Source organism: Pseudoalteromonas sp. 0802, from assembly GCF_013350085.1.
In the GTDB taxonomy this organism is placed as follows: domain Bacteria; phylum Pseudomonadota; class Gammaproteobacteria; order Enterobacterales; family Alteromonadaceae; genus Pseudoalteromonas.
The window spans coordinates 213,740-236,339 of record NZ_JABVXE010000005.1 but is presented as its reverse complement, the minus strand read 5'-3'; the positions used below and the strand labels follow the sequence as shown (position 1 = coordinate 236,339).

The window sequence follows — 22,600 nt, the reverse complement described above, 5'->3', positions numbered from 1 at the left end:
CGCCGATGTTGCGGGCTTTTTTGTGGGCAAAGTTGATTCAGCATTAATCAAACGGTAATTATCGAAAAGCTTCTCAACAATAACTAGATCCACTCTGCAGTAAAGTTCATCGATTGCATACCTAATTCATAATTCTTTATCTATATAAACAAAAAGGGCTAAATATTTAAAATGTAATATTGTAGCGACTTAAAAATGTGCTTAGGATGAGGGGGAAGGTGTTAAATCATATAATAATAAATAGGAAGTCCGATGAAAAAATTAGCATTAAGTATGCTAGCTGTTGGTGTTTTAGTTTCTCAGTCTGCACAGGCAAGTAATGAGCAACAGCGTGTTAGTGGTTATTTTGATGATCTTAAAAAGCCCGCGATTAATATTGCTGATAATTTATGGAACTGGGCAGAGGTTGGATTTCAAGAGCATAAAAGTAGCGAGTTAATGCAGCAAACTCTTAAAGATGCTGGTTTTGACATTCAATCAGGCGTTGCAGGTATGCCAACTGCTTTCGTAGCAAGTTATGGTGATTCAGGCCCTGTGATTGGTATTTTGGCTGAAATGGATGCCTTGCCAGGGCTATCGCAAGACGCGCAACCTGCTCACTCCCCAATTACAGGTAAACAAGCAGGCCATGCCTGTGGCCATCACTTATTTGCTGGTGGCTCTGTGACAGCTGCAATGGCAATCAAGCGCTGGCTTGAAGAAACAGGTACGCAAGGGCAAGTAAGGGTTTATGGTACCCCTGCTGAGGAAGGTGGAGCAGGTAAAGTGTATATGGTCCGTGATGGTTTGTTTGATGATGTTGATATTGCTCTACATTGGCATGCCGGATCACAAAACAATGCAGATGCGACATCGTCATTAGCAAACAAAGGGGCAAAATTCCGTTTTAAAGGGATTGCTGCGCATGCCGCCGTGATGCCAGAAAGAGGCCGCTCAGCACTCGATGGTGTCGAGGCAATGAACTATATGGTTAATATGATGCGTGAGCATGTGCCTTCTGATACGCGTATTCATTATGTGATTACTAATGGTGGTGGTGCACCTAATGTTGTGCCTGAGTTTGCAGAGGTTTATTACTACCTTCGTACGCCAAGAGCCGCAGATCTCGCAGAGCTTTGGCAGCGATTAGAAAACACCGCAAAAGCAGCTGCGCTCGGTACGGGCACCAAAGCAGAATGGGAAGTCGTGTCGGGAGTATGGGATATTTTACCTAATATGACGTTAGCCCATGTTATGCACGAAAGCATGAGTGAGTTTGGTGGTATTGAATACTCTAAAAAAGAACAGGCGTTTGCAGAGCAGATCCGTCCTACTTTAGGCAAGCAAGCAGAGTCAATAATTGGTCGTGAAAAGCAAATTATGCCTTTAAGCGATGAGGTGCATGCAGGCACTTACTCATCAGATGTTGGTGATGTGAGTTGGAATGTACCAACGGCAGGCCTGATTGCTTCAACCTGGGTACCAGGAACAGCATTTCATAGTTGGCAGGCAGTTGCTTCTGGTGGTACTTCGATTGGCCACAAAGGGATGATTCTTGCCGCTGAAACCCTTGCTTTGAGCGCAGTAAAGTTATACCAAAATCCGAGTTTAATTGAAAAAGCGAAAGCAGAGTTTAAACAGCGTAAAGGGGACGTAAAGTATTACCCTCAGATAGGCGATAGAGCGCCAGCGCTAGATTTACGCGCTAGCAAGAAGGATTAAAAAAAAGCCCGCAGGGCAAAGGGCGGGCTTTTTAGTGTTCCATGGAGAGGAAGTGTTAAGACACAATCCCTAGTGGCTTACCTGTTTGCCAAGCGCCACGGGTAAAGTCTGGAATCGTTTTGCTGTTACTTCTATCTGCAACTGATGCCATACTTTGCGGGAAGATTGATGACCATGCTGCGGCATCGTATACATCTTGATCGAGTGGCTCATTATTGCGTAAGCAGTAGATCATGCGCCAAAGCATAATGAAGTCCATACCACCGTGGCCGCCGTTACGAACAGCTTCTTCACCCATGCGTTTCCACAGTGGGTGATCAAATTCAGCACGCCATTTTTCCATATCTTGATCCCAGCTATGGAAGTTTTGCATATGTGGTTTACGACCTTGTGAACCTGCTTTCTCCCAGGCAGCGAGCTCGACTTCATATTGCTGTTGGTAAATTTTCGCGATGGCTGGTGGCACATCTTCAAGAGCAATACGGTTAGGGAATCCAGCAAATGTGCCATTAGTACCTTGAATTAAGTTATGGCGGCTGTAAGGGCGCGGGCTTGTGGTGTCGTGCTGAACCATAATGCTACGACCTTTCACTGTTTTAATAATGCTGGTGTTCATGTCGCCAGCAGTAAATTTCAGTGAGCGACGTTCGTGGCCCGCAGGAAATTCACGCTCTGCGTAAGCTGCGCGGCCAAGTGCAGGTGAGCTGACTGATGTAACAAAATCAAAGCGGTCACCACGGTTGATGTTCATATACTGAGAAACTGGGCCTAAACCATGGGTTGGGTATAAGTTACCGTTTACCTTGGTATGCCAGTAAGTACGCCAAGAACCTGTGCTGCGGTCAATTTCTTTCATTTGCCAACGCAGGTCATGAATATAAGCAGCTTCACCATGCAGTAACTCACCAAATACGCCTTTACGAACCATGTTTAAAACCATTAACTCGTCACGGCCGTAGTTAACGTTTTCCATCATCATGCAGTTCTTTTGTGTGCGCTCAGCAGTGTTTACTAGTTGCCAACACTCTTCCATCGTGGTTGCTGCAGGTACTTCAACAAAGGCATGCTTACCACTTTCCATGGTCTCAACACTCATCGGTGTGTGCCATTTCCAAGGGGTTGAAATGATCACAATGTCGATGTCATCGCGAGCAAGCATGTCTAAATAGGCTTTATCAGAACCCGTATAAGCAGTTGGTTTAGGTAAGCCTTTTTCAACAACATAATTAACAGACTTATCTAGCATTAGCTGATCTGTATCGCAAATAGCTTTAATTTCAACACCTTCAATATGGCAAAGATGTTTAACATGGCCGCTACCACGTTGACCAACCCCAATAAAACCAACACGTACCACATCCATTGCTGGCACAGCTAAGCCCATTACGCTTTTACCTTGTGCTGTAAGTGGTGTGTTTTGATTATCACCTTGTTGGCTTTTCGCACAGCCAGTCACGACTGTCGCGGCGGTAATGGCTGCGGCAGATTTTAAAAAACTACGTCTATCTATTGTCATAACGATACCTAAATCACTGAGATTATTTTAATAGTGGGTTTCAGTTGTTTCTGTTATATCGCAACTCAAAGTCAATTACAATTAAATGCTTTCAAATTCTTTCGTAACTTTGGGTTTTATCATTTTTATCCTTATAAAATACTGTGGGAAGCGTGTTTTTAACTTATTTTGTATCTTTCGTTATCTTTCGTTTTGTTGCGCAGCGTTTCGCGCTGTGCTAATGTAATTTCAAATCACGTATCTAACCATTAGCGTAAGCTGCTTGGAGACAACCATGAATGCATTAAAAACGATTATAAATAACAATCGAGTAGGGCAAGCGCAGGGTATTTATTCTGTGTGTTGTGCACACCCGCTCGTTATCGAAGCAGCAATGTTGCAAGCTCTCAATGATGACACCGAAATTTTAATTGAAGCTACGGCGAATCAAGTTAATCAGTTTGGTGGTTACACAGGAATGAAGCCCCATGACTTCGTTGAGTTTGTTCATGCAATAGCCGAAAAGGTAGGGTTAGATACCCAGCGCATTATTTTGGGGGGTGATCACTTAGGGCCCGTGTGTTGGGTAAATGAGCCTGCAGACGTTGCAATGGTAAAAGCTGTTGAACTAGTAAAAGCCTATGCAAGCGCTGGTTTTAAGAAAATTCATTTAGATGCCAGTATGCCATGCGCTGACGATGGAGAACGTTTAGCTGATGCAGAAATTGCCAAACGTGCAGCGTTGATGTGCCAAGCCGCTGAGTCGGTAGCAAAAGATAACGATATTCTTTATGTGGTGGGTACTGAGGTTCCTCCTCCGGGTGGCGCTACAGAAGAACATGAAATTATTGAGGTATCCCATGTTGAGGGAGTGCAGCAAACAATCGAATTACATCAGACTGCATTTGCTAACTTAAACATAAGCGATGTCTGGTCGCGTGTTATTGCTGTTGTTGTGCAGCCAGGAGTTGAATTTGATAACCATCAAGTTTTTGATTACCAACGTAATGAAGCGCAAAAACTGAAAGAGTTTATCACCACTGTCGATAATCTTGTTTATGAAGCTCACTCTACCGACTATCAGCCAGATCGTTGCTATCACGAGTTGGTGCAAGATCACTTTGCCATATTGAAAGTGGGTCCACAGCTTACCTATGCGCTACGCGAAGGGTTGTTTGCGTTATCTTATATTGAAGATCAATTAGTCGAAGCTGGTCAGCGTTCTAATTTACGTGATGTGTGTGAGCGTATCATGCTAGAAAAACCACATTACTGGAATAAGTTTTACCCAACACAAGGTGCTGAAGCTAAGCTGTTTAGAGCTTATAGTTATAGCGACCGTATTCGTTACTACTGGCCTGAAGATGAAATAAAGCAAACAGTAGAAACTTTATTTGCCAACTTAGAAGGGCAAATTATTCCACAAACTTTACTTAGCCAATTTATGCCAGCGCAATATAAGGCATTGATCAATGGCCAAATTAACTCATCACCCCGTGAGTTAGTAATTAATAAAATAATGGAAGTCACGAATACCTATTCGCGTGCTTGTAATCAATAAGTGGTGTTGAGAGAGAATTAATTATGACGCAGTTTTTATCATTAAACGAAACAGAGCTTAAGCAACAAAACGCTTATTGGACAGCAAGAGAAATCTCTCAGCAGCCAGAGTCATGGTGCAATACGGCGGCTATTATTGAAACGCATCGAGCAGAAATAAACGCATTTTTAGCGCCAATTTTGGCATTAAAAGAATTACAAATCGTATTAACGGGGGCTGGCACATCAGCCTATGTTGGCGAGGTATTAGCACCTCACTTAACAGCTAAAACTGATTTAAATGTGCGCGCAGTTAGCACCACCGACATTGTGTCTAACCCCCATGGTTTTTTACAAAAGAGCACACCCACTTTACTTATTTCTTATGCGCGTTCAGGTAATAGCCCTGAAAGTGTCGCGGCGGTTGATATCGCAGAGCAAGTTGTTGAAAAGTGCTATCACTTAGTCATTACCTGTAATGACAATGGTGAATTAGCTAAAAGGGCGGCAGCTAAAAAAAATAGTTTTAGTGTACTTATGCCAAAAGAAACCTTAGATGAAAGCTTTGCAATGACCAGCAGTTTCACCTCAATGCTGCTTTCAACCTTATGTATTTTTACCCCTGATGTTAACCAGCTTGCACAAGTGGCTACGCAGACAGAGCAGCTACTCGAAACGCAACTTGAAGAGATCAAGGGCTTTGCGCAAACTGATATTGAACGTTTGGTGTTTTTAGGGGCAGGCTCGTTACTTGGCTATGCGAAAGAAGCGGCCTTAAAGTGCTTAGAGCTGACCAATGGGGATTTAATTAGTTACTTTGAAACCCCTCTTGGCTTTCGTCATGGTCCTAAAACCATCATTAATGATAAAACCGCAGTGTTGTTAATGGCCTCAAGTGATTTTTATAGCAGTTTGTATGATACTGATTTATTTAATGAACTATTAAATGACCAACAATGTTTAGCGGTTAAAAAGCTGGCGTTAAATACTGAACTGGTCGAGCTAGATGATGTTTGGCAAGGTCTGTATTATATTGTCTATTGTCAGATTTTTGCATTTTATAAATCAATGTCACTCGGTTTAACACCTGATAATCCTTGTCCTACGGGCGAAGTTAACCGTGTTGTAAAAGGGGTAACTATTTACCCATTAACTTCTCGCTAAGTAGTGTTGGGTAAAATATGGCTGTTTACGGACTCGATATTGGTGGTACAAAAATAGAGACCGCCATTTTTAATGATAATTTAGAGCAACAGCAAAGTTGGCGTATTACTACGCCAACTGATGACTATCAGCAATTTTTGCACGCAATTTATCAGCAGGTACTCAAAGCCGATGAGCTATCGGGTTGCCAAGGTGCGGTGGGCATCGGTATGCCAGGTATCGTTAATGATGAAGGTAAAGTGTTGTCGGCTAATGTGCCGTGTGCCACAGGCAAAGTGATTGCCAACGATCTTCAAGTATTATTAAAACGCCCTGTTGCGATATTAAATGACACTCGATGTTTTGCCTTATCAGAAGCTAATGGCGGAGCTGGTGAAGGTTATAGCCGAGTATTCGGTGCCATTGTTGGCACTGGTGCGGCGGGTGGTATGTGCATTGATGGAACCTTGTTTAATCAAGGTTTGGGCATGTCAGGGGAGTACGGCCATTTACCACTGTCTGCGTATTTACAACAAAAATACCAGCTGCCAGTTTTAAAGTGCGGCTGTGGTTTAAATGGCTGCGTCGAAAGTTATATTGCTGGGCCTGGTGTACAAACCTTGTATCAACATATTACGCAATCTCCTAAATCTGCGATTGAATGGGCAAACGATATTAAACTAGGTGATGAGCAAGCCTTAAAGGTGCTCGCTTGTTACTTAGATATTCTTGGCGAAACCTTTGCTGCCATTAGTAAAAGTTTGCACCCAGAAGTTATCGTGCTTGGGGGGGGGTTGTCGCTCATTGATGCAATTGTAGAAAAGCTCCCTGACGCAATTCAAACTCATTTATTTTCAGGTTTTGCCGTGCCCGACGTGAAGCGTGCAGAATTTGGTGATTCTAGCGGCGTAAGAGGCGCTGCAATAATAGGAAGTGTTCATGCTAATTCCAACGCATCTTAATCGCTATTACTTAAAAGCCGCAAAAGTGGTGACTGCTGATGCGGTTTTACTCGATCATGTGGTCTTGGTCGAGCAAGGTAAAATTACTGCCATTACCACGCAAATAGCGCCCGAGATCGAGGTAATAGATTTAGGTGAGCACAGTTTATTTCCGGGCTTTATCGATTTACATATTCATGGCCGTGAAGGCTGCGATATTATGGACGGCACCCCAGAATCACTAGAGACTATTTCTCGTTCTTTAGCAAAGCATGGCGTAACGGGTTTTGTTGGCACAACGGTGACTGCAGACTGGGACGTCTCAATTCAAGCTTATAAAAATATGGCGAGTGCCTATCAAAAAGGCTTGGCTGGGGCGCAGTTGCTAGGGGCTTATAACGAAGGTTTATTCTTTGCAGAAGCGCATAAAGGCGCGCATAACGAGTCATTTTTTTTAGAGCTTACTAAACAGCGATTTGATGAAATTTATGCCGCATGTGAAGGTTGCTTAAGCTCATTTGCGTTAGCGCCAGAACTACTTAAATCGCCCGATATGATCCGCTATATCACCGATAAAGGTGTGCGTGTGATGCTGGGTCATACAGATGCTAATTTTGAGCAAACAACACAAGCTCTTGCTCATGGTGCCTGCGGTGGTGTGCATATTTTTAATGGTATGCGCGGTATTCATCATCGTGATCCCGGCTGTACTGGCGCATTACTGATGGACAACGATGCCATGGTTGAGCTTATTCCTGATGGTATTCATTTGCACCCGAGCATCATGAACATGGTTTACCGTTTAAAAGGGGCAGATAAAATTGCTCTGATCACAGATTGCGTGAGCGCCGGAGGCTTACAAGATGGTCGCTACCGTTTAGGTGAGCTTCCTATTGTGGTTGAGCAAGGTGTTGCGCGAACTGAGAGCGGCTCTTTAGCGGGCAGTACATTAACCATGGAAGTTGGCGTTGAACGTTTTTATAACCTAACCGACGCAAGCCTAGTCGAAGCAACTAACATGGCTAGTTTAGTACCCGCTGAGTTTTTAAATAAAGCGGAGCAAATAGGCAGTATTGCGGTAGGTAAACAGGCCAATTTTGCCCTGCTCGATAAAGACTTTTCTGTTCAAGCAACGATCTGTGCGGGTAAGCAAATCTTTTAAAAGTTAAGTGAGAATGCAGGCAAAAGTATTCGATGCCATTGTTATTGGCAGTGGCATTACTGGCGGCTGGGCTGCTAAAGAACTAACCGAAAAAGGGCTCAATGTACTGTTACTGGAACGTGGCAGGCAGGTTGTGCACGGTACAGACTATATCACTGCCTTTAAAGATGATTGGCAACTGCCATTTCGCGACAGGCCCAGCCTACTAGAAAAACAGAATCAAGCTAAACAAGCACGCACTGGCTATGCCACTAAGCAATCAATAAAACACTGGTTTGTGAATGATTTGCAGCACCCTTATCAAGAATCTCAGCGTTTTGATTGGATCAGAGGGTATCATCTTGGTGGGCGCTCATTAACTTGGGGGCGGCAATGCTTGCGCCTCAGTGATATAGATTTTGCAGCCAACAAACAAGATGGTCTCGGCGTAGATTGGCCTGTGCGCTACAAAGATATAGCGCCTTGGTACGATAAAGTCGAAGCCTACATCGGGGTTATTGGCGAAGCGCTGAACTTAGCTCAGCTACCAGATGGACCTTACTTACCTCCTTTTGCGCTTAATGCCGTAGAGCAGCAGCTTAAACAAAGTTTATTGACTCATTACTCTAATCGTCACCTCACCATCGGGCGAGTTGCGCATTTAACTAAGGCCAAGCCTGAGCAAGGTCGTGCTCCATGCAGCAAGCGCAACCGCTGTATGCGAGGTTGTCCAACCGGTAGTTATTTTAGTAGTTTAGCCTCGACCTTACCTGCAGCGATGCGTACTGGGCGACTCACTATTCAGACTCACTCCATTGCCAAAGAGATTATTTACAATCCAGATAGCGGGCAAGCCACAGGTGTGAAAGTAATTGATGCTGAATCTAAAAAAGAGCGTATCGAGCGAGCGAACATCATTTTTTGCTGTGCATCAACGGTAGCCACAACAGCCTTGTTATTAAATTCAACCTCTGCACGTTTTCCTAATGGTTTAGGGAACGATAGTGGAGAGCTTGGCCATAACCTCATGGATCACCATTTTAGGGTTGGCGCAACTGGCGAGCCTAGGGGCTTTGCTGATGACTTTAATGATGGCGACAGACCCGTAGGCTTTCATATTCCGCGTTTTCGAAACCTTGATGATAGTGAGCAGCATAGCTTTATTCGCGGCTATGGCTATCAAGGATACGCAACACGCAAAGATTGGCGACGGGGCTTTAAAGAACTTAGCTTTGGTAAGGCTTTTAGAGAAGAGCTTGCCAAACCTGGGCCTTGGCAAGTTGCATTAATAGGCTTTGGTGAATGCCTGCCTTATCATCGTAATAAAATGAGCTTAGATCCGGTATTAAAAGATCAATGGGGATTACCTTTAGTTAATTTTGATTGTCAATTTGCTGAAAACGAGCAGCGCATGCGCGAGGATATGAAAGCGCAAGCCGTCGAGATGCTCAGCAAAGCTGGTTATCAAAATGTACAAGCGTACGATAAAGGCTCAGCGCCGGGGCAAGCCATCCACGAAATGGGAACTGCGCGCATGGGACATGATGCTACAACCTCAGTGCTTAATCGTTACAACCAAATTCACAGTGTGCGTAACGTCTATGTCACTGACGGCTCGTTTATGTGCTCGTCGGGTTATCAGAACCCTTCGTTAACCTATATGGCATTTACTGCAAGAGCCGCCGATCATGCTGCACGACATTATCAAAATGGGGTGTTCAATGGCTGATCTACAAAGGCGAAATGCTATTAAATGTTTAGCAGCATTATTCGGTGCGGCTATTACGCCAGTGGCTGCGACTCAGCTATTTGATAAAGTGGATGACAATCATTTTGAGGTGCTTAAAACAGCGGCTCACCGGGATGTGGTCACGCAAATGCAGGCGGTTATTTTGGAACTGGAGCCAAATGAACAGCTGTATTTTAATTTAGTCGCTTTCACAGATTTAATGCTAGCAAATACACTAACTACGACTGAGCGTACGGCATGCTTAAAAGGCGCAGAGCTGATTGCAGAAGGTGCTCTTTCATCGTCGCAATTAGCAGATAAACTCACAGGATTATTTACTATTTCTTCACTGCAGCAACAGCGCATAATAGCGCAGCAAGCCTTATCTCTTTCAGAAGTGAGCCCTGATAAGCATGACGAGTACTTAATTTATAAGTGTATTTTTACCGTGCGTGAATTTTTGCTACTGGGCTATTTCACATCAGAAAAATTGCAGGCTAGTTAAATATTAAAACAACTAAGCCTGCCCATGTCGTTACTTACGCCAACTTGTTAGTTTGTGACCAATCAGTGCGTAATAAAGAATAAACGCATAGCAAGGGATCAACAGATAGTAAGCTTGTTGTGCATTGCCCGTATATTCTGCAAATACACCGTATACCAAAGGCAATAGCGCACCACCTGAAATCCCCATAATCAGTAATGCCGCGCCGGTTTGGGTTTTATCGCCAAGATTTGCAAGGGCCATAGGCCAAATGGTCGGCCATACCAGCGCATTCGATAAGCCAAGTAATGCAACAAATAACACGGTATCTGGAAAACTGTTATCAGCAAGCCAAAAGAGCACTACGTTTGCAATCGCAGTTTGTTGCGGTTCAATCAAAATGATACCAAGTGAAAACACACAACCACTTAACGCAGAAAATATCAGCGCCTGTTGCTGACTAAAAAAGCGAGGAATTAATACGATACCTAAAACATAACCTAGCACCATAAAGCCCATGGTGTAAGAGGTGAGTTCTGCGAACTGCAATACCCCTTGTTCTTTGCCGTAAAGGCCAATAGTGTCGCCGGCAATGACTTCTGCACCTATGTAAAAGAATAGGGCTATCACGCCTAAAACTAAGTGTGGAAATTGCAGGACTGATTTACTCTCGCTGTTGTTGCTGGTTTTTGGTTGTTCAATATCAGGTAGCGGGGCCAGCATGATTAACGCCGCTAATATTGCTAATGCGATTGCCATTACAAGGTAAGGAGTAATTAAACGATTAGCCAGTTCTTGTAACTGTAATTGCTTTTGAATGCTGTTTAATTGAGCCAGAGCTTCTGGGCTAAAGTTGGCAATGTCGCTAAATACAATCGCTGAGAAGAGCAATGGAGCCACCACACCAGCACTCTTATTGAGAATACCCATAATGCTAATGCGCACGGCTGCTGTGTCTTTAGAGCCAATAAGCACGATGTAAGGATTCGCAGCGGTTTGTAATAAGGTAAGGCCGCTACCTAAAGTAAATAAGGCAACCAAAAACAACCAGTAAGCCTGAATTTGTGCCGCAGGAATAAACAACAGTGCACCAAATGCCATGGTACCTAAACCAAACGACATACCATGCTTATAGCTGAATATTTGCAAAATCTTAGCGCTTGGCAGTGCCATCACGGTATAGGCGATATAAAACACCAGTGTCACCATATAAGCTTCAATATGGTTGAGATCGCAGACCATTTGTAAAAATGGGATCAAGGAGCCGTTAAGCCAGGTTATAAAACCAAATAAGAAAAACAAGCCACCTATAATCATCATAGGCAGTAATTGCGTGCGATTGGTGTGTTCTGTTTGCTCTAACAGTGAGCTTTGTGTTGTCATTTTTGTCACCAAAGAAGTTTGTTGTGAAATAATCATAAAACAAAATTCGTAAGTTTTGAAAGTTTTATTTTATTTCGAAACTAAATTTGGCTTTGAAACTGTAAATTGTGTAATATTGAACTACAAATTTGAAAGCAGCTATTAAAACAACAGGCCAGCTATGCTAACCACAATAGAAAGAAGACAAAAAATCGTCCTGATGACTGAGGAAAATGGCAAAGTAAATGTTAAAGATCTCGCAAAGACCTTTGATATTTCGGAGGTTAGCATTCGCCATGATCTTAACGAGCTCGGTAAACGTGGCTTAGTTGTCCGTTCACGTGGTGGGGCAATTGCCTGCGATAAATTGGCTAAAGAGCTTTCGGTAAAAGATAAGCATAACGAAAACTACGCAGTGAAAGTGTTATTAGCGAAAGCTGTGGCAAGTTTGGTTGATGATGGCGACTCTTTAATTATTGATTCTGGCACCACCACAGAAGAAGTTGCCAAAGCATTAACCAATAAGCAGGGCCTTACTGTGATGACAAACGGCCTTAATATTGCCCATGTACTGGCAGATATTGAAGATGCAAATGTGTTTATGCTGGGTGGGCAATTGCGAAAGAAATCAATGTCTTTTTACTCAAATGAAGTCGAGCAAGCACTTAGTAAATATAACTTTAAAAAGGTTATTTTAGGGGTTGATGGTATCGACTCAGAAGCAGGGATCACCACTCATTATGAGCCCGAGGCAATGCTGAATCGCACCATGTGCACCCGCGCAGATAAAGTCATTGCAGTCACTGATTCAAGTAAATTTGGTAAGCGTGCTTTGTATAATGTATTGCCGCTTAAATCAATCGATGTGCTGGTCACCGACAAAAATATGCCAGCAGAGTTCGTTGAATCATTAACGAGCTTAGGTATCGAAGTCATTACCGTTTAACTCTCTAGTTAAATAGAACTATTGAAAGGTGGCTTTTGCCGCCTTTTTTATTGTTCGTAAAAACCGAATCTCCCCACCGAAAAGAAAATCTTCAGAAAAAATCATTATCGTAACTTTCGAAATTAACCCCCCATCTTTAAAGGCATGCGAAGCCATTTTTGCTGTCTCTGAAATTTAATTCGTAACTATCGAAAGTTTCACTAGGTAATTAATTGTTGCCAGTTTGTTTCATTTTGTTATAGATTAAATATAAGGCCTTACTCATTACCATTTTTATGGTGAAAAAATCTGAACATTTAAAAACAGGAAATCATCATGGCAACAACAACTAGAAAAACATATTTGAGCGTGCTGATAAGCTCGATTTTGGCCTCATCAGTCAGTTTCGCTGCGACGGCCCAGCAACAAGAAAACGATAGTAAGGTCGAAGAGGATGTTGAGGTTATTGAAGTTACAGGGATCCGTAGCAGTATTAAAGAATCAAACTTTCGAAAGAAAGAAGCAACGACGGTTGTTGATGTCGTTGTCGCTGATGACATCGGTAAGTTCCCCGATGAAAACTTAGCGGAAGCATTGCAGCGTATTCCGGGCATCACCATTACTCGTAATGGCGGTGAGGGGCAAAATATTTTAGTGCGTGGTTTAGGTGGCGGCTACAACATTACCACGTTGAATGGTCGTAAACTGGCTTCTGAAAACTCAGGCCGCGACTTTAACTTTGACACCATTGCTTCAGAGTTAGTGGGGGCACTACAAGTGTATAAGTCGCCAGAAGCACGCTTAATTGAAGGGGGCATTGGTGCGGTAGTTGATATCGAAACGCGTAAACCACTAGACCAAGATGGCTTTACCTTGAGCGCTTCAGCAAAAGGGATTTATGAATCGCGAACAGGCGATGTACACCCGCATGCTTCATTCATCATCGGTGACAACTTTAATGATGATACTTTTGGTGTACTTTTCTCGGGTGCGTATTCTAAGAAAACCTTACGTGCAGACACATACTCGGCAAGCGGCTTTTTTGACGAAGAAGAAGGTTGGGGGGCAGACAGCGCAGGTGTGCCAGTCGACATGAACGGCAACGGAGAAATTGATGGGCAAAGTGAAATATTTGCCTCAAAAATCCCGAGTTACATGTATTTTGCCAACGCGCAGGATGTGCGTGAACGCGTCGGTGCGACGTTAGCAATGCAATGGCGCCCAACAGATACCCTAGACATTAACTTTGATGCTCTTTATTCACGTTACAACACCGATGGTCATCGTTATCAAATCGGTTTTGTTAACTATGATGAAAGCTGGACGCCAGGCACGCCAGTGTTTACTGATGCAGAATTTGATGACACAGGCCGTGTAGTATCAATGACGCAAACCGGTAACACCATGGTGGAGCTACTCAACCTAACCAACCCACGTAAAACCGATACTTATCAGTTTGCCCTTAATGCTAAATGGTATCCAATGGATGGCCTAACACTGGCTGTGGATGTTGCCCATTCAAAAGCGAAAAACGAAAACGGGGGTGATAACCGCTTTATTGTTGCGCGTGGTTTTATAGATTCAATTGGGATTGATTACACCACAGGTAATATGCTGCCAGATGTGACCTTATCGCCGGGCTTAACTGCGGATCAATCTTATGGTGCTCACTATAGCCGTAATACAGGTACTGGGGTTGAAGACACGGTTAATGACTTTAAGTTTACCGGTACATTTGTGCCAGAAAGCGATTTAGTGACCCGTGTTGATTTTGGTTTAACTTACCTTGAACAAACGAAGAGCCAGCTTGAATATGCATCAAAAAATGCCAGCCAATTTAGTAATGGTGGTCAATATTTAGAGCGCGATGGTTATGAGTTTGATGACAGCACCGTAGTGAATGTGGGTGATTTTAACCTCTTTGAAATCCCAAGTGATGTGTTTGTAGAGGCGAATTTCGATAACTTCTTAGAGGGCGAAAGTAGCATAACACCTGAGCCATGGCCAAGTTTCGATTACGATAAGTTACTTGCTTATTATCGCTCAATTAATGCTGAAGCAACCGATAAGAGTATTGTTGCATCGCTCAATTCATCGGGCACTTATGAGGTAACCGAAGAAGTTCTAACCGCGTATGCGCAAGTGACGCTCGAGAGCACTCTTGCAAATATGCCGTATATGTTAAACGTCGGTATTCGCGGTTCACAAACAGAAGTGAGCTCTAAAGGGTCGGTTTATGATCTATCGTTAATTGACTTACAAGAAGATGGTAAACCACTTGAAAATGGTTGGCGCGAAACCGTTCAGCAATCATTTGAAGGGGATTACAGCAATATTTTACCAAGTATGAACTTTAAGCTTAGCATTACTGATGACTTGATTTACCGCTTCTCTGCGGCACAAGTGATTAGCCGCCCATCTTTAAGCTACTTACGTCCATGGCTTGCGCCAAACTTTGATACTTATCGTGAAGGCTTACCACAACTTTCTATGGGTGATTCGTCGTTAACACCTGAAGAAGCTAATCAAGCCGATATGACCTTAGAGTGGTACTTTGAAGACAGTAGCTCGTTAAGTGGCGGGGTGTTTGTCAAAGACCTGAAATCATTTATCGATTACGTCGAAAGCCCAGTTGAAATCGAAGGTGTGCGTTACTTTGCATCTTACCCAGGTAAGAGTGAATATGGTGCAACTATTAAAGGGGCTGAGTTTGCTTATCAGCAGTCGCTAGAAAACTTACTACCCGAACCTTTCAATGGCTTAGGCTTTCAGCTTAACTACACCTATGTTGACAGTAGTTACGATGAGCCAGAGCTAAAAGAATCAGGTTTGCCATTTAGAGGCATGTCGAAGAACTCATATAACGCCGTGGTTTACTATGAGCAATATGGTTTCCAAGCACGTTTAGCGTATAACTGGCGTAGCAAATTCTTGTCAGATCCTGATGCGTGGGGTGGCCCTTATTGGATCTCTGATTATGGTCAGTTAGATGCCAGTATGAGCTATAACATCAGTGATCAATTCACAGTGTTTGCCGAAGCAACGAACTTAACGAATGAGCGTTATTGGGGTTACACCAAGCGTACAGACCAAGTGAGTTACCTTGAGCGTTTTGGTACTCAAGTTGCCTTGGGTGTTCGCGCTAGTTTCTAATTTTAGTGTTTTACAAGCGCCTGTAAGGGCGCTTTTATTTTTAAATGAGGTTGTTATGGCAGGAATTAGTGTTTGGCAATTAGCCATTATTGCCGCAATTGTGGTGCTGTTATTTGGCACAAAAAAATTATCCCGAATAGGTGGCGATTTAGGGATGTCAATCAAAGGGTTTAAACACGCTATGCAAGATAAACCTAATGATGAAACCTAGCTCTTAAGTACTTTAAATTATATTGCTACCTTGTTCTGGATCGCGAGATTGATCCGCTTGTTCGCGAATATCATCGGCATCACTACTAACGTCATCAAGGCTATGGTCGTCGAGTGATTTTGCTGTTTTTGGCTCTGCGCTTACACTATTGTTTGGCTGCTCGGTCTCGTTTTCGCTATTTAAAATAATTCGCTCGCGAGCATCATCAGGCATGCTTATTTGCTCTGCTAAATAGGTATTGACCAGCTCTCGCATTAATTGTGAGGCCACTTTGATAGTACTGTGTTCGTTACTATTGACCCAAAAATAAATGGTTAGATTAAGAGTCGCTGAGCCTAATGAATCAATTAACACTTGGCTTGGCGGATCACTAATTACAGCAGGGTTTTGATTAACCACTTTCATTGCTAATTGTTGGGCATAGCGAATGTCATTATCGTAGCCAATGCCAACGTTAAAGTGACCCCGCATTTTAGGATTTGCGGTGAGATTTTTTATGACATTTTTATAGACGGTCGCATTGGGAATTTGAATGTGATTACCATCAAAATCAACCAAGGTGGTGGCGCGAGCTGTAACCTTTTTAACTACCCCTAAACGACCATCAACTTCGATAACATCGTCAATACGAAAAGGGCGCTGTACACTAAGCAGCATGCTTGAAATAAAGTTTTCGGCGATATCGCGAAAAGCAAAGCCTAAAATAAGCCCAACTAAACCAGTCCCACTCATAATCGCTACAGCAAAACTGGTAAGCCCTGCAAGACGCAAAAATAAGTACACCCCAAACAAGATGATAATGATGCTAAAAAAGCGCCTCGTCACTACATGTAAAAGTTTACTTTCACTGACAAAGCCAAGCGGTTTTATTAATAAATACGATAAAGGACGAGCTAATAAGTAGCAAATCATGATGGCTACAATACCGAGTGTCAGTGCAGGTAACATTTGCCATGTAGTATGTAAAAACTGCGTAATTTGAGAGTTTAAGTCTTGCCAAGATAAGCTCTCAGGGATTGCTTGCGATGTTACTGAAACTGTCGGTGTAAACAAACTAGCCAATTGATTTTTAATAAGTAAATAATAATTCATCGCACCGCTCCATGGACCTTTATACTGTTTTTATAAGCATAGTTTAATGCAATTCAGACGCCATTATTACTGGCAAGTTGTTTGCAGCTTGAGAGTGATTAAAGCAATTTTTTAGGTCGTTTATGAGTAAGGACAATCGTGGTTACCACGCTCGCTCACCGATGGAGATCCCAATTCGCGGTTGGTGGGATATCAGTAAGCGGGTTTATCACAACCTATCACAAGACAATTTATCTTTCGTGGCGGCAGGTGTGGCGTTTTATGCCTTGTTGGCGATTTTCCCTGCGCTGGCGGCCATAGTCTCTGTGTATGCTTATTTTGCTTCGCCAACCGATATTTATGATCAGCTTGATAAAGTGATTGCCATTTTACCTGCAAGTAGCCGCGACATTATTTTGCTGCAAGTAAGTGGCATCACTCAGCAATCACAAAAGGTATTAAGTGTCAGCGCCATAGGGACCTTGTTATTAACAGTTTGGAGTAGTAGTAAAGGCTGCCAAGCTCTCATCACTGCCTGTAATATTACCTACCATCAGCGTAACAAGCGCCAGTTTTTTATGGCATTAGTGGTGCGTTTTTTATTTTCGTTAGGTGCTATTGTGGTTGCGCTGGTGGCGTTATTGATCATAGGTATTTTGCCAATAGTGCTTAATTTAGTTGGTCTAACTGAGCTTATCGATTTAATGATTCAGCTTATTACTTGGCCGCTATTAGCCATTATTTTTAATTGTGCTTTAGCGTTTTTATATCGTTATGCACCGCATAGAACGCCCGCCAAATGGCGCTGGATCACCCCAGGTTCAATACTTGCCACGTTGCTGTGGATTATCGCATCAATCGGTTTTTCATATTATGTATCGCAATTTTCGAGTTATAACGAAACTTATGGTTCGTTAGGTGGTGTGGTGATCATGTTGATGTGGCTTTATATCAGCGCATACATCATCATTTTTGGTGCGGCCATTAATGCTAGTGCTGAACAACAAACTTTAGTCGATAGCACCATAGGGCCAGAGAAAGAAGTTGGAGAGCGGGGTGCTACAGTGGCTGATAGATTAACCAGACAACAAAATGAGCATTCTTAAAAATAGAATGATTAGCGCTAATTTTACTCATGGTTGTTAGTTAAATTAGCGCCTACAATCATTTCATACAATTTACGGGAGTAAAGTTATGAAAGTGATTCAACAATTAAATAGCCATGCCACACAAGATGGTGACGGCGTAAATATCAGTCGTATTCCTGGCTTTGATGGCAAGTATTTAGACCCTTTTTTAATGATCGATGAGCTTAAGTCAGATGATCACAGTGATTTTATCGGCGGCTTTCCTGCGCATCCTCACCGTGGTATTGAAACCTTTACTTATATTATTAAAGGTGGCTTTGAGCACCAAGATCAAATGGGTAATAAAAAAGCGATTCGCGCTGGTGATGTGCAGTGGATGAGTACCGGTTTTGGTGTGATCCACAGTGAAATGCCATTAGCAGATGCCAAAGAAGGCATGCACGGCTTTCAGATTTGGCTCAATATGCCAAGTGCTGAAAAACTCAGAGCACCACGTTATCAAGATACCACTGAAGCGCCAGCACCAATGACTCAAAATGAGCAAGGTGTTGAGCTTAAAGCGTTGGCAGGAAGCTGGCAGTTTGCCGGTGAAGAGCAGGTATCAAGCCTACAAGACCTCGCAGCTGATGGCATGCTTGCCGATGTAACTTTACCGGCTGGTACGCAGTTTTACCATGCACCATTAGCGCAAACTAAGGTGATGATTTATATCCATACTGGAGAAATTCATACTGAACAGGGCGGCCCAGTTAAAGCAGGCAGCTTATTGATTTTAGAGCCTGGCAGCAACATTGAGTTTAACTCGCAAACTGGTGCAGGGGCGTTAATTCTAGCCGGTGAGCCGCTTAAGCAACCAATCGCTCATATGGGCCCGTTTGTAATGACAACCCAAGCTGAGTTACAGCAAGCAGTGCGTGACTATCAGCTAGGTAAATTTGGCACACTATAGGAGGTTATTGTGGGATTACTAGTAAATGGCCAATGGCAAGATAAATGGTACGACACCGATAACAATCAAGGTGAGTTCAAACGTGAGGCAGCCCAGTTACGTAACTGGGTTACCGAAGATGGCAGTGCAGGGCAAAGTGGTGATGCGGGCTTTAAAGCTGAGAAAGATCGTTACCATCTTTATGTCTCTTTAGCTTGCCCTTGGGCTCATCGCACTTTGATTTTCCGCCATTTAAAAGGCCTTGAAGATTATATCAGTGTGTCGGTTGTAAGTCCTGACATGCTAGAGCATGGCTGGACCTTTGATAAAGACAATCACAGCACCGGTGATGCACTTTTCGATAGCGAATTTATGCATCAGATTTATACGCGTAACAAAGCCGATTATTCAGGTCGTGTTACGGTTCCCGTGCTTTGGGATAAAAAAACGCAGCGTATTGTTAGCAACGAATCTGCTGAGATTATCAGAATGTTTAATAGCGCGTTTAATGCCCTAACAGGTAATGAACGCGACTTTTATCCGCAATCGTTACGCTCTGAAATTGATGAAGTTAATGAGTTTGTTTATCACAACATTAATAATGGGGTGTACCGTGCAGGCTTTGCGACAACGCAAGAAGCTTACACGGAAGCCTTTGATGATCTCTTTGCCGCTCTAGATAAGATTGAGCAACGCTTAACTGCTAATCGTTATTTAGTCGGTGAGACACTGACTGAGGCCGACTGGCGTTTATTTACTACTTTAATTCGCTTCGACAGTGTTTATGTGGGCCACTTTAAATGTAATTTGCGTACTATTGAGAGCTATCCGGCGATCAGCAACTATTTGCGTGAGTTATATCAAATTGAAGGTGTAAGTAAGACCGTTGATTTTTATCATATAAAACGTCATTACTATTTTAGCCACACCATGATCAACCCAACTCAAGTTGTGCCAAAAGGGCCTGATATAGACTACGCTCGACCACATAATCGTGGTTAATAGACCTTGATAACTAACAGTTTAATGACTTATTAAGCTGTTAGTTATAACTATCCATGACCTTGCGGATAGTGTCGATGCCAAACATCACCTTTTGAATAAATGACTCTGAACTTTTCACTAAATTAAAATTAGGGTGCTGTGACCAAACAGCTTGTAGTTTGTCATCAAGCAAAATAGCTTGCTGATCAGATTCGTTTCTAACAGGGTTATTAGAATGAATACTTTGCCCAGACTTAGCTGCCGTTTCAAAAAAGATCACCGCATCATATTGGTTAAGTTCGATTTCTAGGCTGGTGTTTAAACACTGAAAAAACTCATCTTGCTCACCGGGCCAATAGGCAAGCCCATCTAAACTACCACGATCGCAAAGCATTAAACGATCTGGGTGCATGGTTCGCTGAATATGTTCAAGGTGTTTTTGTAAGCTGAAGATAGCTTGTTGGTGAGCTTTTATAAGGTGAATTGCATCACCACGTTCTACACCACCGCTGAACAGCATGGTCGCAGACTCTGGCACCACGACAATTTGTTTTGAAAACTCACGTCTTAATAAATCGATGGCTGTTGTTTTACCACCGCCAGGGCCGCCTGTTAATACAATCCTTTTTTTCACCTTACATTCTCACAAATTGCTCGTTTGTGTTTAAGGTAATGAAAATAGCTGGCAAAGAGAAGTATAAAGCAAACATTACATGATAAAGATCACAACAAACGCAGTAACCAGCTGAAGCGGCTGACTTGTTTCAATTTACCGTCTTTGTGGTCTGAGTTATTAAATGCTTCGTAGCCCATTCCCGCAGTGAAGGCACTGGCAATACCTACTTTACTTACTGCAAAGCGTTTTAAACGGTATTTGAATGCTTGATGGTGTTGACGTTTAAGCTCATCTTGTAGATCCATTTGTTGGCTTAGTTCAGTCACTCTGTGCTGTGGTTTATTAATAAAATAATCAATTAACATCATTCATCCTTATTAATATTAAATAATTGACGAACGCTTTTTAGCGTGTGATCAAAGCCTATCTTACTACTTACATAACCAATATTTTTCCAAAGCCATGCAAGGCATAGCAGTTGTAATGCAATCAGTGAAATAGCGGCTAACCACAATGATTGGCTAAAGCTAAATATCGCGATGCCAACAGTGGCAAGTAAGCCAGCCCATAGCAGCACCAAGCCGCCTGCAAAACAGACGAGTAGGATGATCGTTAAGGCGAGTGAGCGTGTTGATAAGCGCCACTCAGCAGCTGCAAGTTGTTTGCAAGTTCCAGTTTGTTTGCGGTAGTCAATGTATAGCTGTTTGCCGTAATCAGATAATTTAGCAAGATGATCTTGCCACTGATCAGCGTTTAACGGCTGTTCAGTGGCATCTTGCGTTTTCTCATCTGTAGATTGAGAAGACTGCATAACAATTACTTACGACGAATAAGAGCAGTTACTAACATGCCTGCAGCAAAGGCAATACCTGCTGTTGCAAGTGGGTTTTCTGATGCAAGCTTACGAGTTTTACCACTGTACTCATTAATTTTAGCGCGTGCTACAGCTTGCTTTTCAGAAAGCGTTTGAGCAGAGCTCGATGCACCTTGGCGAACACTATGTTCAGCACTTGCTGCACGAGTTGAAAGTGCATCAACAGCGTGATGTGCTGCTTCAGTTGCTTTTTCTGTGAATGGCGCCTCTACTTGAGCCGCGTTCGAGTTTGCACTGCTATTAGTTTGTGTGCTTGAGTTCGATTTTGAAGTTGCGGTAGTCATAATCATTCCTTAAAAATTGCCATTTAATTGGTAGCTAACCTATCGCAACCTTCATACCAAATGGTGAAATCATTAAATTTCAATGTGTTAGATATATTTAAATGGCGATAATTAGAGGTTTCCCGTAACTCTTGCAGGGTGATTAAGTAAAAATTACAACATTCGATAATTTTGTAATTATTCATTGGTTATTCATTAACCATTTTTCCCTAATACATCGCCAAGAAAATTGAAAAAATATTTTTTTTCGATGTTTTCCACTTTTTCCCACGTAATTCATAGGCTTTGCTTGAGGCCTTATTTTTTCTGGCTTCACAAGGCGCTTATGATGATCTGCTTACTTGACAAAATGGCTTGTCAAGCCCTAAACTGGAGCACTGTGGTAAAAAGTGGTTTTTAGTGGATCAAACTGGATCGGAAATAATCATTAACGATTAACAACCTATTTTTAAGGCAAGTTATGTTTCGGGGTGCGAGCTCTCTGAGTTTGGATGATAAAGGACGCTTTGCGGTACCGACTAAGTACCGAGATGCGATCTTGTCTGAAGATCAGGGAACGGTTATCTGCACTGTGGCCTTAAATGAACCTTGTTTGTGGTTATACCCGCTAGCTGAATGGCTCGAAATTGAAGAACGATTATTAAAGATTTCGAACATGAATCCACGCGCTCGCCGTATGCAACGTATGCTGCTCGGTAACGCTACAGAGTATCAACTAGATAAAAATGGCCGAATTTTGCTGGCGCCGTCGTTACGCGCACATGCAGAACTTGGAAAAAAAATCATGTTGGTTGGCTTGATGAACAAGTTTGAAATTTGGGATGAAGATCGTTGGCATGAACAAATGCGCCAAGATACTGAAATTGAACGCCTAGGCGATTTTGAGGCGAATCCTGAGTTCGATAATTTCTCACTCTAACCACAATAATAA

21 protein-coding genes are annotated in these 22,600 nt (G+C 42.7%); 14 read left to right on the top strand and 7 right to left on the bottom strand.

The genetic code is table 11. The features are described from left to right. The first annotated feature begins 252 nt into the window (after positions 1 to 252). The gene (locus HUS61_RS11715; RefSeq protein WP_175082516.1) at positions 253 to 1,701 is read left to right on the top strand and encodes an amidohydrolase; all 1,449 of its coding nucleotides are present in this window, start codon (positions 253 to 255) and stop codon (positions 1,699 to 1,701) included. Positions 1,702 to 1,756: 55 nt separating this feature from the next. On the opposite strand, the gene HUS61_RS11710 is transcribed toward HUS61_RS11715, so the two are convergent. Next, the gene (locus tag HUS61_RS11710) at positions 1,757 to 3,217 is read right to left on the bottom strand and encodes a Gfo/Idh/MocA family protein (protein WP_175082515.1); all 1,461 of its coding nucleotides are present in this window, start codon (positions 3,215 to 3,217) and stop codon (positions 1,757 to 1,759) included. A gap of 274 nt (positions 3,218 to 3,491) precedes the next feature. Between HUS61_RS11710 and HUS61_RS11705 the strand changes: the two genes are divergently transcribed. Genes HUS61_RS11705 through HUS61_RS11680 form a run of 6 tightly spaced genes read left to right on the top strand, consistent with a single transcriptional unit; the run spans position 3,492 to position 10,194 of the window. Continuing rightward, on the top strand, positions 3,492 to 4,757 hold the full coding sequence (locus tag HUS61_RS11705) for a D-tagatose-bisphosphate aldolase, class II, non-catalytic subunit (protein WP_175082514.1): 1,266 nt from the start codon (positions 3,492 to 3,494) through the stop codon (positions 4,755 to 4,757). A 23-nt stretch (positions 4,758 to 4,780) separates the two neighbouring features. Continuing rightward, positions 4,781 to 5,899 carry an SIS domain-containing protein gene (locus HUS61_RS11700; RefSeq protein ID WP_175082513.1) on the top strand — a complete coding sequence of 373 codons (1,119 nt, stop codon included), beginning with the start codon at positions 4,781 to 4,783 and terminating at the stop codon, positions 5,897 to 5,899. Between the two features lie 17 nt (positions 5,900 to 5,916). After that, positions 5,917 to 6,840, top strand: a complete 924-nt coding sequence (locus HUS61_RS11695) for an ROK family protein (RefSeq protein WP_175082512.1) — start codon at positions 5,917 to 5,919, stop codon at positions 6,838 to 6,840. Then, the gene (gene nagA, locus HUS61_RS11690) at positions 6,818 to 7,981 is read left to right on the top strand and encodes an N-acetylglucosamine-6-phosphate deacetylase (protein ID WP_175082511.1); all 1,164 of its coding nucleotides are present in this window, start codon (positions 6,818 to 6,820) and stop codon (positions 7,979 to 7,981) included. The genes HUS61_RS11695 and nagA overlap by 23 nt, the downstream gene beginning before the upstream one ends. A 13-nt stretch (positions 7,982 to 7,994) precedes the next feature. Next, positions 7,995 to 9,689: a GMC oxidoreductase gene (locus HUS61_RS11685; protein ID WP_175082510.1), complete on the top strand. Its 1,695-nt coding sequence runs from the start codon at positions 7,995 to 7,997 to the stop codon at positions 9,687 to 9,689. Beyond that, positions 9,682 to 10,194 carry a hypothetical protein gene (locus tag HUS61_RS11680; RefSeq protein WP_175082509.1) on the top strand — a complete coding sequence of 171 codons (513 nt, stop codon included), beginning with the start codon at positions 9,682 to 9,684 and terminating at the stop codon, positions 10,192 to 10,194. The genes HUS61_RS11685 and HUS61_RS11680 overlap by 8 nt, the downstream gene beginning before the upstream one ends. A gap of 30 nt (positions 10,195 to 10,224) precedes the next feature. Here the strand turns inward: HUS61_RS11680 and HUS61_RS11675 are convergent, their stop codons facing one another. Then, positions 10,225 to 11,556: a sugar MFS transporter gene (locus HUS61_RS11675; RefSeq protein ID WP_063529020.1), complete on the bottom strand. Its 1,332-nt coding sequence runs from the start codon at positions 11,554 to 11,556 to the stop codon at positions 10,225 to 10,227. Between the two features lie 160 nt (positions 11,557 to 11,716). Here HUS61_RS11675 and agaR point away from each other — a divergent pair, with 160 nt between their 5' ends. From agaR to tatA, 3 genes are all read left to right on the top strand, one after another. Continuing rightward, positions 11,717 to 12,481 carry a transcriptional repressor AgaR gene (agaR, locus tag HUS61_RS11670; protein WP_054561067.1) on the top strand — a complete coding sequence of 255 codons (765 nt, stop codon included), beginning with the start codon at positions 11,717 to 11,719 and terminating at the stop codon, positions 12,479 to 12,481. A gap of 315 nt (positions 12,482 to 12,796) precedes the next feature. Continuing rightward, positions 12,797 to 15,613 (top strand): TonB-dependent receptor, encoded by a 2,817-nt coding sequence (locus HUS61_RS11665; RefSeq protein WP_175082508.1) that lies wholly within the window; start codon positions 12,797 to 12,799, stop codon positions 15,611 to 15,613. Between the two features lie 55 nt (positions 15,614 to 15,668). Continuing rightward, positions 15,669 to 15,824, top strand: a complete 156-nt coding sequence (tatA, locus tag HUS61_RS11660) for a twin-arginine translocase TatA/TatE family subunit (protein ID WP_175082507.1) — start codon at positions 15,669 to 15,671, stop codon at positions 15,822 to 15,824. Between the two features lie 12 nt (positions 15,825 to 15,836). On the opposite strand, the gene HUS61_RS11655 is transcribed toward tatA, so the two are convergent. Next, positions 15,837 to 16,916 carry a mechanosensitive ion channel family protein gene (locus tag HUS61_RS11655; RefSeq protein WP_175082506.1) on the bottom strand — a complete coding sequence of 360 codons (1,080 nt, stop codon included), beginning with the start codon at positions 16,914 to 16,916 and terminating at the stop codon, positions 15,837 to 15,839. A gap of 122 nt (positions 16,917 to 17,038) precedes the next feature. Between HUS61_RS11655 and HUS61_RS11650 the strand changes: the two genes are divergently transcribed. The 3 genes from HUS61_RS11650 (at position 17,039) to HUS61_RS11640 (ending at position 19,913) form a co-directional block, all read left to right on the top strand. Beyond that, positions 17,039 to 18,001 carry a YihY/virulence factor BrkB family protein gene (locus HUS61_RS11650; RefSeq protein ID WP_175082505.1) on the top strand — a complete coding sequence of 321 codons (963 nt, stop codon included), beginning with the start codon at positions 17,039 to 17,041 and terminating at the stop codon, positions 17,999 to 18,001. A gap of 88 nt (positions 18,002 to 18,089) precedes the next feature. Beyond that, the gene (locus HUS61_RS11645; protein WP_175082504.1) at positions 18,090 to 18,932 is read left to right on the top strand and encodes a pirin family protein; all 843 of its coding nucleotides are present in this window, start codon (positions 18,090 to 18,092) and stop codon (positions 18,930 to 18,932) included. A 9-nt stretch (positions 18,933 to 18,941) separates the two neighbouring features. After that, complete coding sequence (locus HUS61_RS11640; RefSeq protein WP_062566499.1) at positions 18,942 to 19,913, top strand: glutathione S-transferase family protein; 972 nt, start codon at positions 18,942 to 18,944, stop codon at positions 19,911 to 19,913. A 40-nt stretch (positions 19,914 to 19,953) separates the two neighbouring features. Here HUS61_RS11640 and HUS61_RS11635 read toward each other — a convergent pair whose 3' ends face one another. The 4 genes from HUS61_RS11635 to HUS61_RS11620 form a co-directional block, all read right to left on the bottom strand. After that, positions 19,954 to 20,529: an AAA family ATPase gene (locus HUS61_RS11635; protein ID WP_175082503.1), complete on the bottom strand. Its 576-nt coding sequence runs from the start codon at positions 20,527 to 20,529 to the stop codon at positions 19,954 to 19,956. A gap of 89 nt (positions 20,530 to 20,618) precedes the next feature. Further along, complete coding sequence (locus HUS61_RS11630) at positions 20,619 to 20,876, bottom strand: hypothetical protein (RefSeq protein ID WP_175082532.1); 258 nt, start codon at positions 20,874 to 20,876, stop codon at positions 20,619 to 20,621. After that, a complete protein-coding gene (locus tag HUS61_RS11625) occupies positions 20,876 to 21,322 on the bottom strand; it encodes a hypothetical protein (protein ID WP_175082502.1) in 447 nt (148 codons plus the stop codon). Before HUS61_RS11625 ends, HUS61_RS11630 begins: the two co-directional genes overlap by 1 nt. A gap of 5 nt (positions 21,323 to 21,327) precedes the next feature. Beyond that, positions 21,328 to 21,669, bottom strand: coding sequence for a DUF883 domain-containing protein (locus tag HUS61_RS11620; RefSeq protein ID WP_175078703.1), 342 nt, complete (start codon positions 21,667 to 21,669; stop codon positions 21,328 to 21,330). A 460-nt stretch (positions 21,670 to 22,129) separates the two neighbouring features. On the opposite strand from HUS61_RS11620, the gene mraZ reads away from it, so the two are divergent. Next, entirely contained in the window at positions 22,130 to 22,588 is a 459-nt protein-coding gene (mraZ, locus tag HUS61_RS11615; protein ID WP_054552739.1) for a division/cell wall cluster transcriptional repressor MraZ, read from the top strand. The last annotated feature ends 12 nt before the right edge of the window (positions 22,589 to 22,600 follow it).

What these genes read in the sequence shown, in the direction of transcription:
- HUS61_RS11715 (WP_175082516.1), top strand. Translation starts at nt 253, where the DNA reads ATGAAAAAATTAGCATTAAGTATGCTAGCTGTTGGTGTTTTAGTTTCT.
- HUS61_RS11710 (WP_175082515.1), bottom strand. Translation starts at nt 3,217, where the DNA reads ATGACAATAGATAGACGTAGTTTTTTAAAATCTGCCGCAGCCATTACC.
- HUS61_RS11705 (WP_175082514.1), top strand. Translation starts at nt 3,492, where the DNA reads ATGAATGCATTAAAAACGATTATAAATAACAATCGAGTAGGGCAAGCG.
- HUS61_RS11700 (WP_175082513.1), top strand. Translation starts at nt 4,781, where the DNA reads ATGACGCAGTTTTTATCATTAAACGAAACAGAGCTTAAGCAACAAAAC.
- HUS61_RS11695 (WP_175082512.1), top strand. Translation starts at nt 5,917, where the DNA reads ATGGCTGTTTACGGACTCGATATTGGTGGTACAAAAATAGAGACCGCC.
- nagA (WP_175082511.1), top strand. Translation starts at nt 6,818, where the DNA reads ATGCTAATTCCAACGCATCTTAATCGCTATTACTTAAAAGCCGCAAAA.
- HUS61_RS11685 (WP_175082510.1), top strand. Translation starts at nt 7,995, where the DNA reads ATGCAGGCAAAAGTATTCGATGCCATTGTTATTGGCAGTGGCATTACT.
- HUS61_RS11680 (WP_175082509.1), top strand. Translation starts at nt 9,682, where the DNA reads ATGGCTGATCTACAAAGGCGAAATGCTATTAAATGTTTAGCAGCATTA.
- HUS61_RS11675 (WP_063529020.1), bottom strand. Translation starts at nt 11,556, where the DNA reads ATGACAACACAAAGCTCACTGTTAGAGCAAACAGAACACACCAATCGC.
- agaR (WP_054561067.1), top strand. Translation starts at nt 11,717, where the DNA reads ATGCTAACCACAATAGAAAGAAGACAAAAAATCGTCCTGATGACTGAG.
- HUS61_RS11665 (WP_175082508.1), top strand. Translation starts at nt 12,797, where the DNA reads ATGGCAACAACAACTAGAAAAACATATTTGAGCGTGCTGATAAGCTCG.
- tatA (WP_175082507.1), top strand. Translation starts at nt 15,669, where the DNA reads ATGGCAGGAATTAGTGTTTGGCAATTAGCCATTATTGCCGCAATTGTG.
- HUS61_RS11655 (WP_175082506.1), bottom strand. Translation starts at nt 16,916, where the DNA reads ATGAATTATTATTTACTTATTAAAAATCAATTGGCTAGTTTGTTTACA.
- HUS61_RS11650 (WP_175082505.1), top strand. Translation starts at nt 17,039, where the DNA reads ATGAGTAAGGACAATCGTGGTTACCACGCTCGCTCACCGATGGAGATC.
- HUS61_RS11645 (WP_175082504.1), top strand. Translation starts at nt 18,090, where the DNA reads ATGAAAGTGATTCAACAATTAAATAGCCATGCCACACAAGATGGTGAC.
- HUS61_RS11630 (WP_175082532.1), bottom strand. Translation starts at nt 20,876, where the DNA reads ATGTTAATTGATTATTTTATTAATAAACCACAGCACAGAGTGACTGAA.
- HUS61_RS11625 (WP_175082502.1), bottom strand. Translation starts at nt 21,322, where the DNA reads ATGCAGTCTTCTCAATCTACAGATGAGAAAACGCAAGATGCCACTGAA.
- HUS61_RS11620 (WP_175078703.1), bottom strand. Translation starts at nt 21,669, where the DNA reads ATGACTACCGCAACTTCAAAATCGAACTCAAGCACACAAACTAATAGC.
- mraZ (WP_054552739.1), top strand. Translation starts at nt 22,130, where the DNA reads ATGTTTCGGGGTGCGAGCTCTCTGAGTTTGGATGATAAAGGACGCTTT.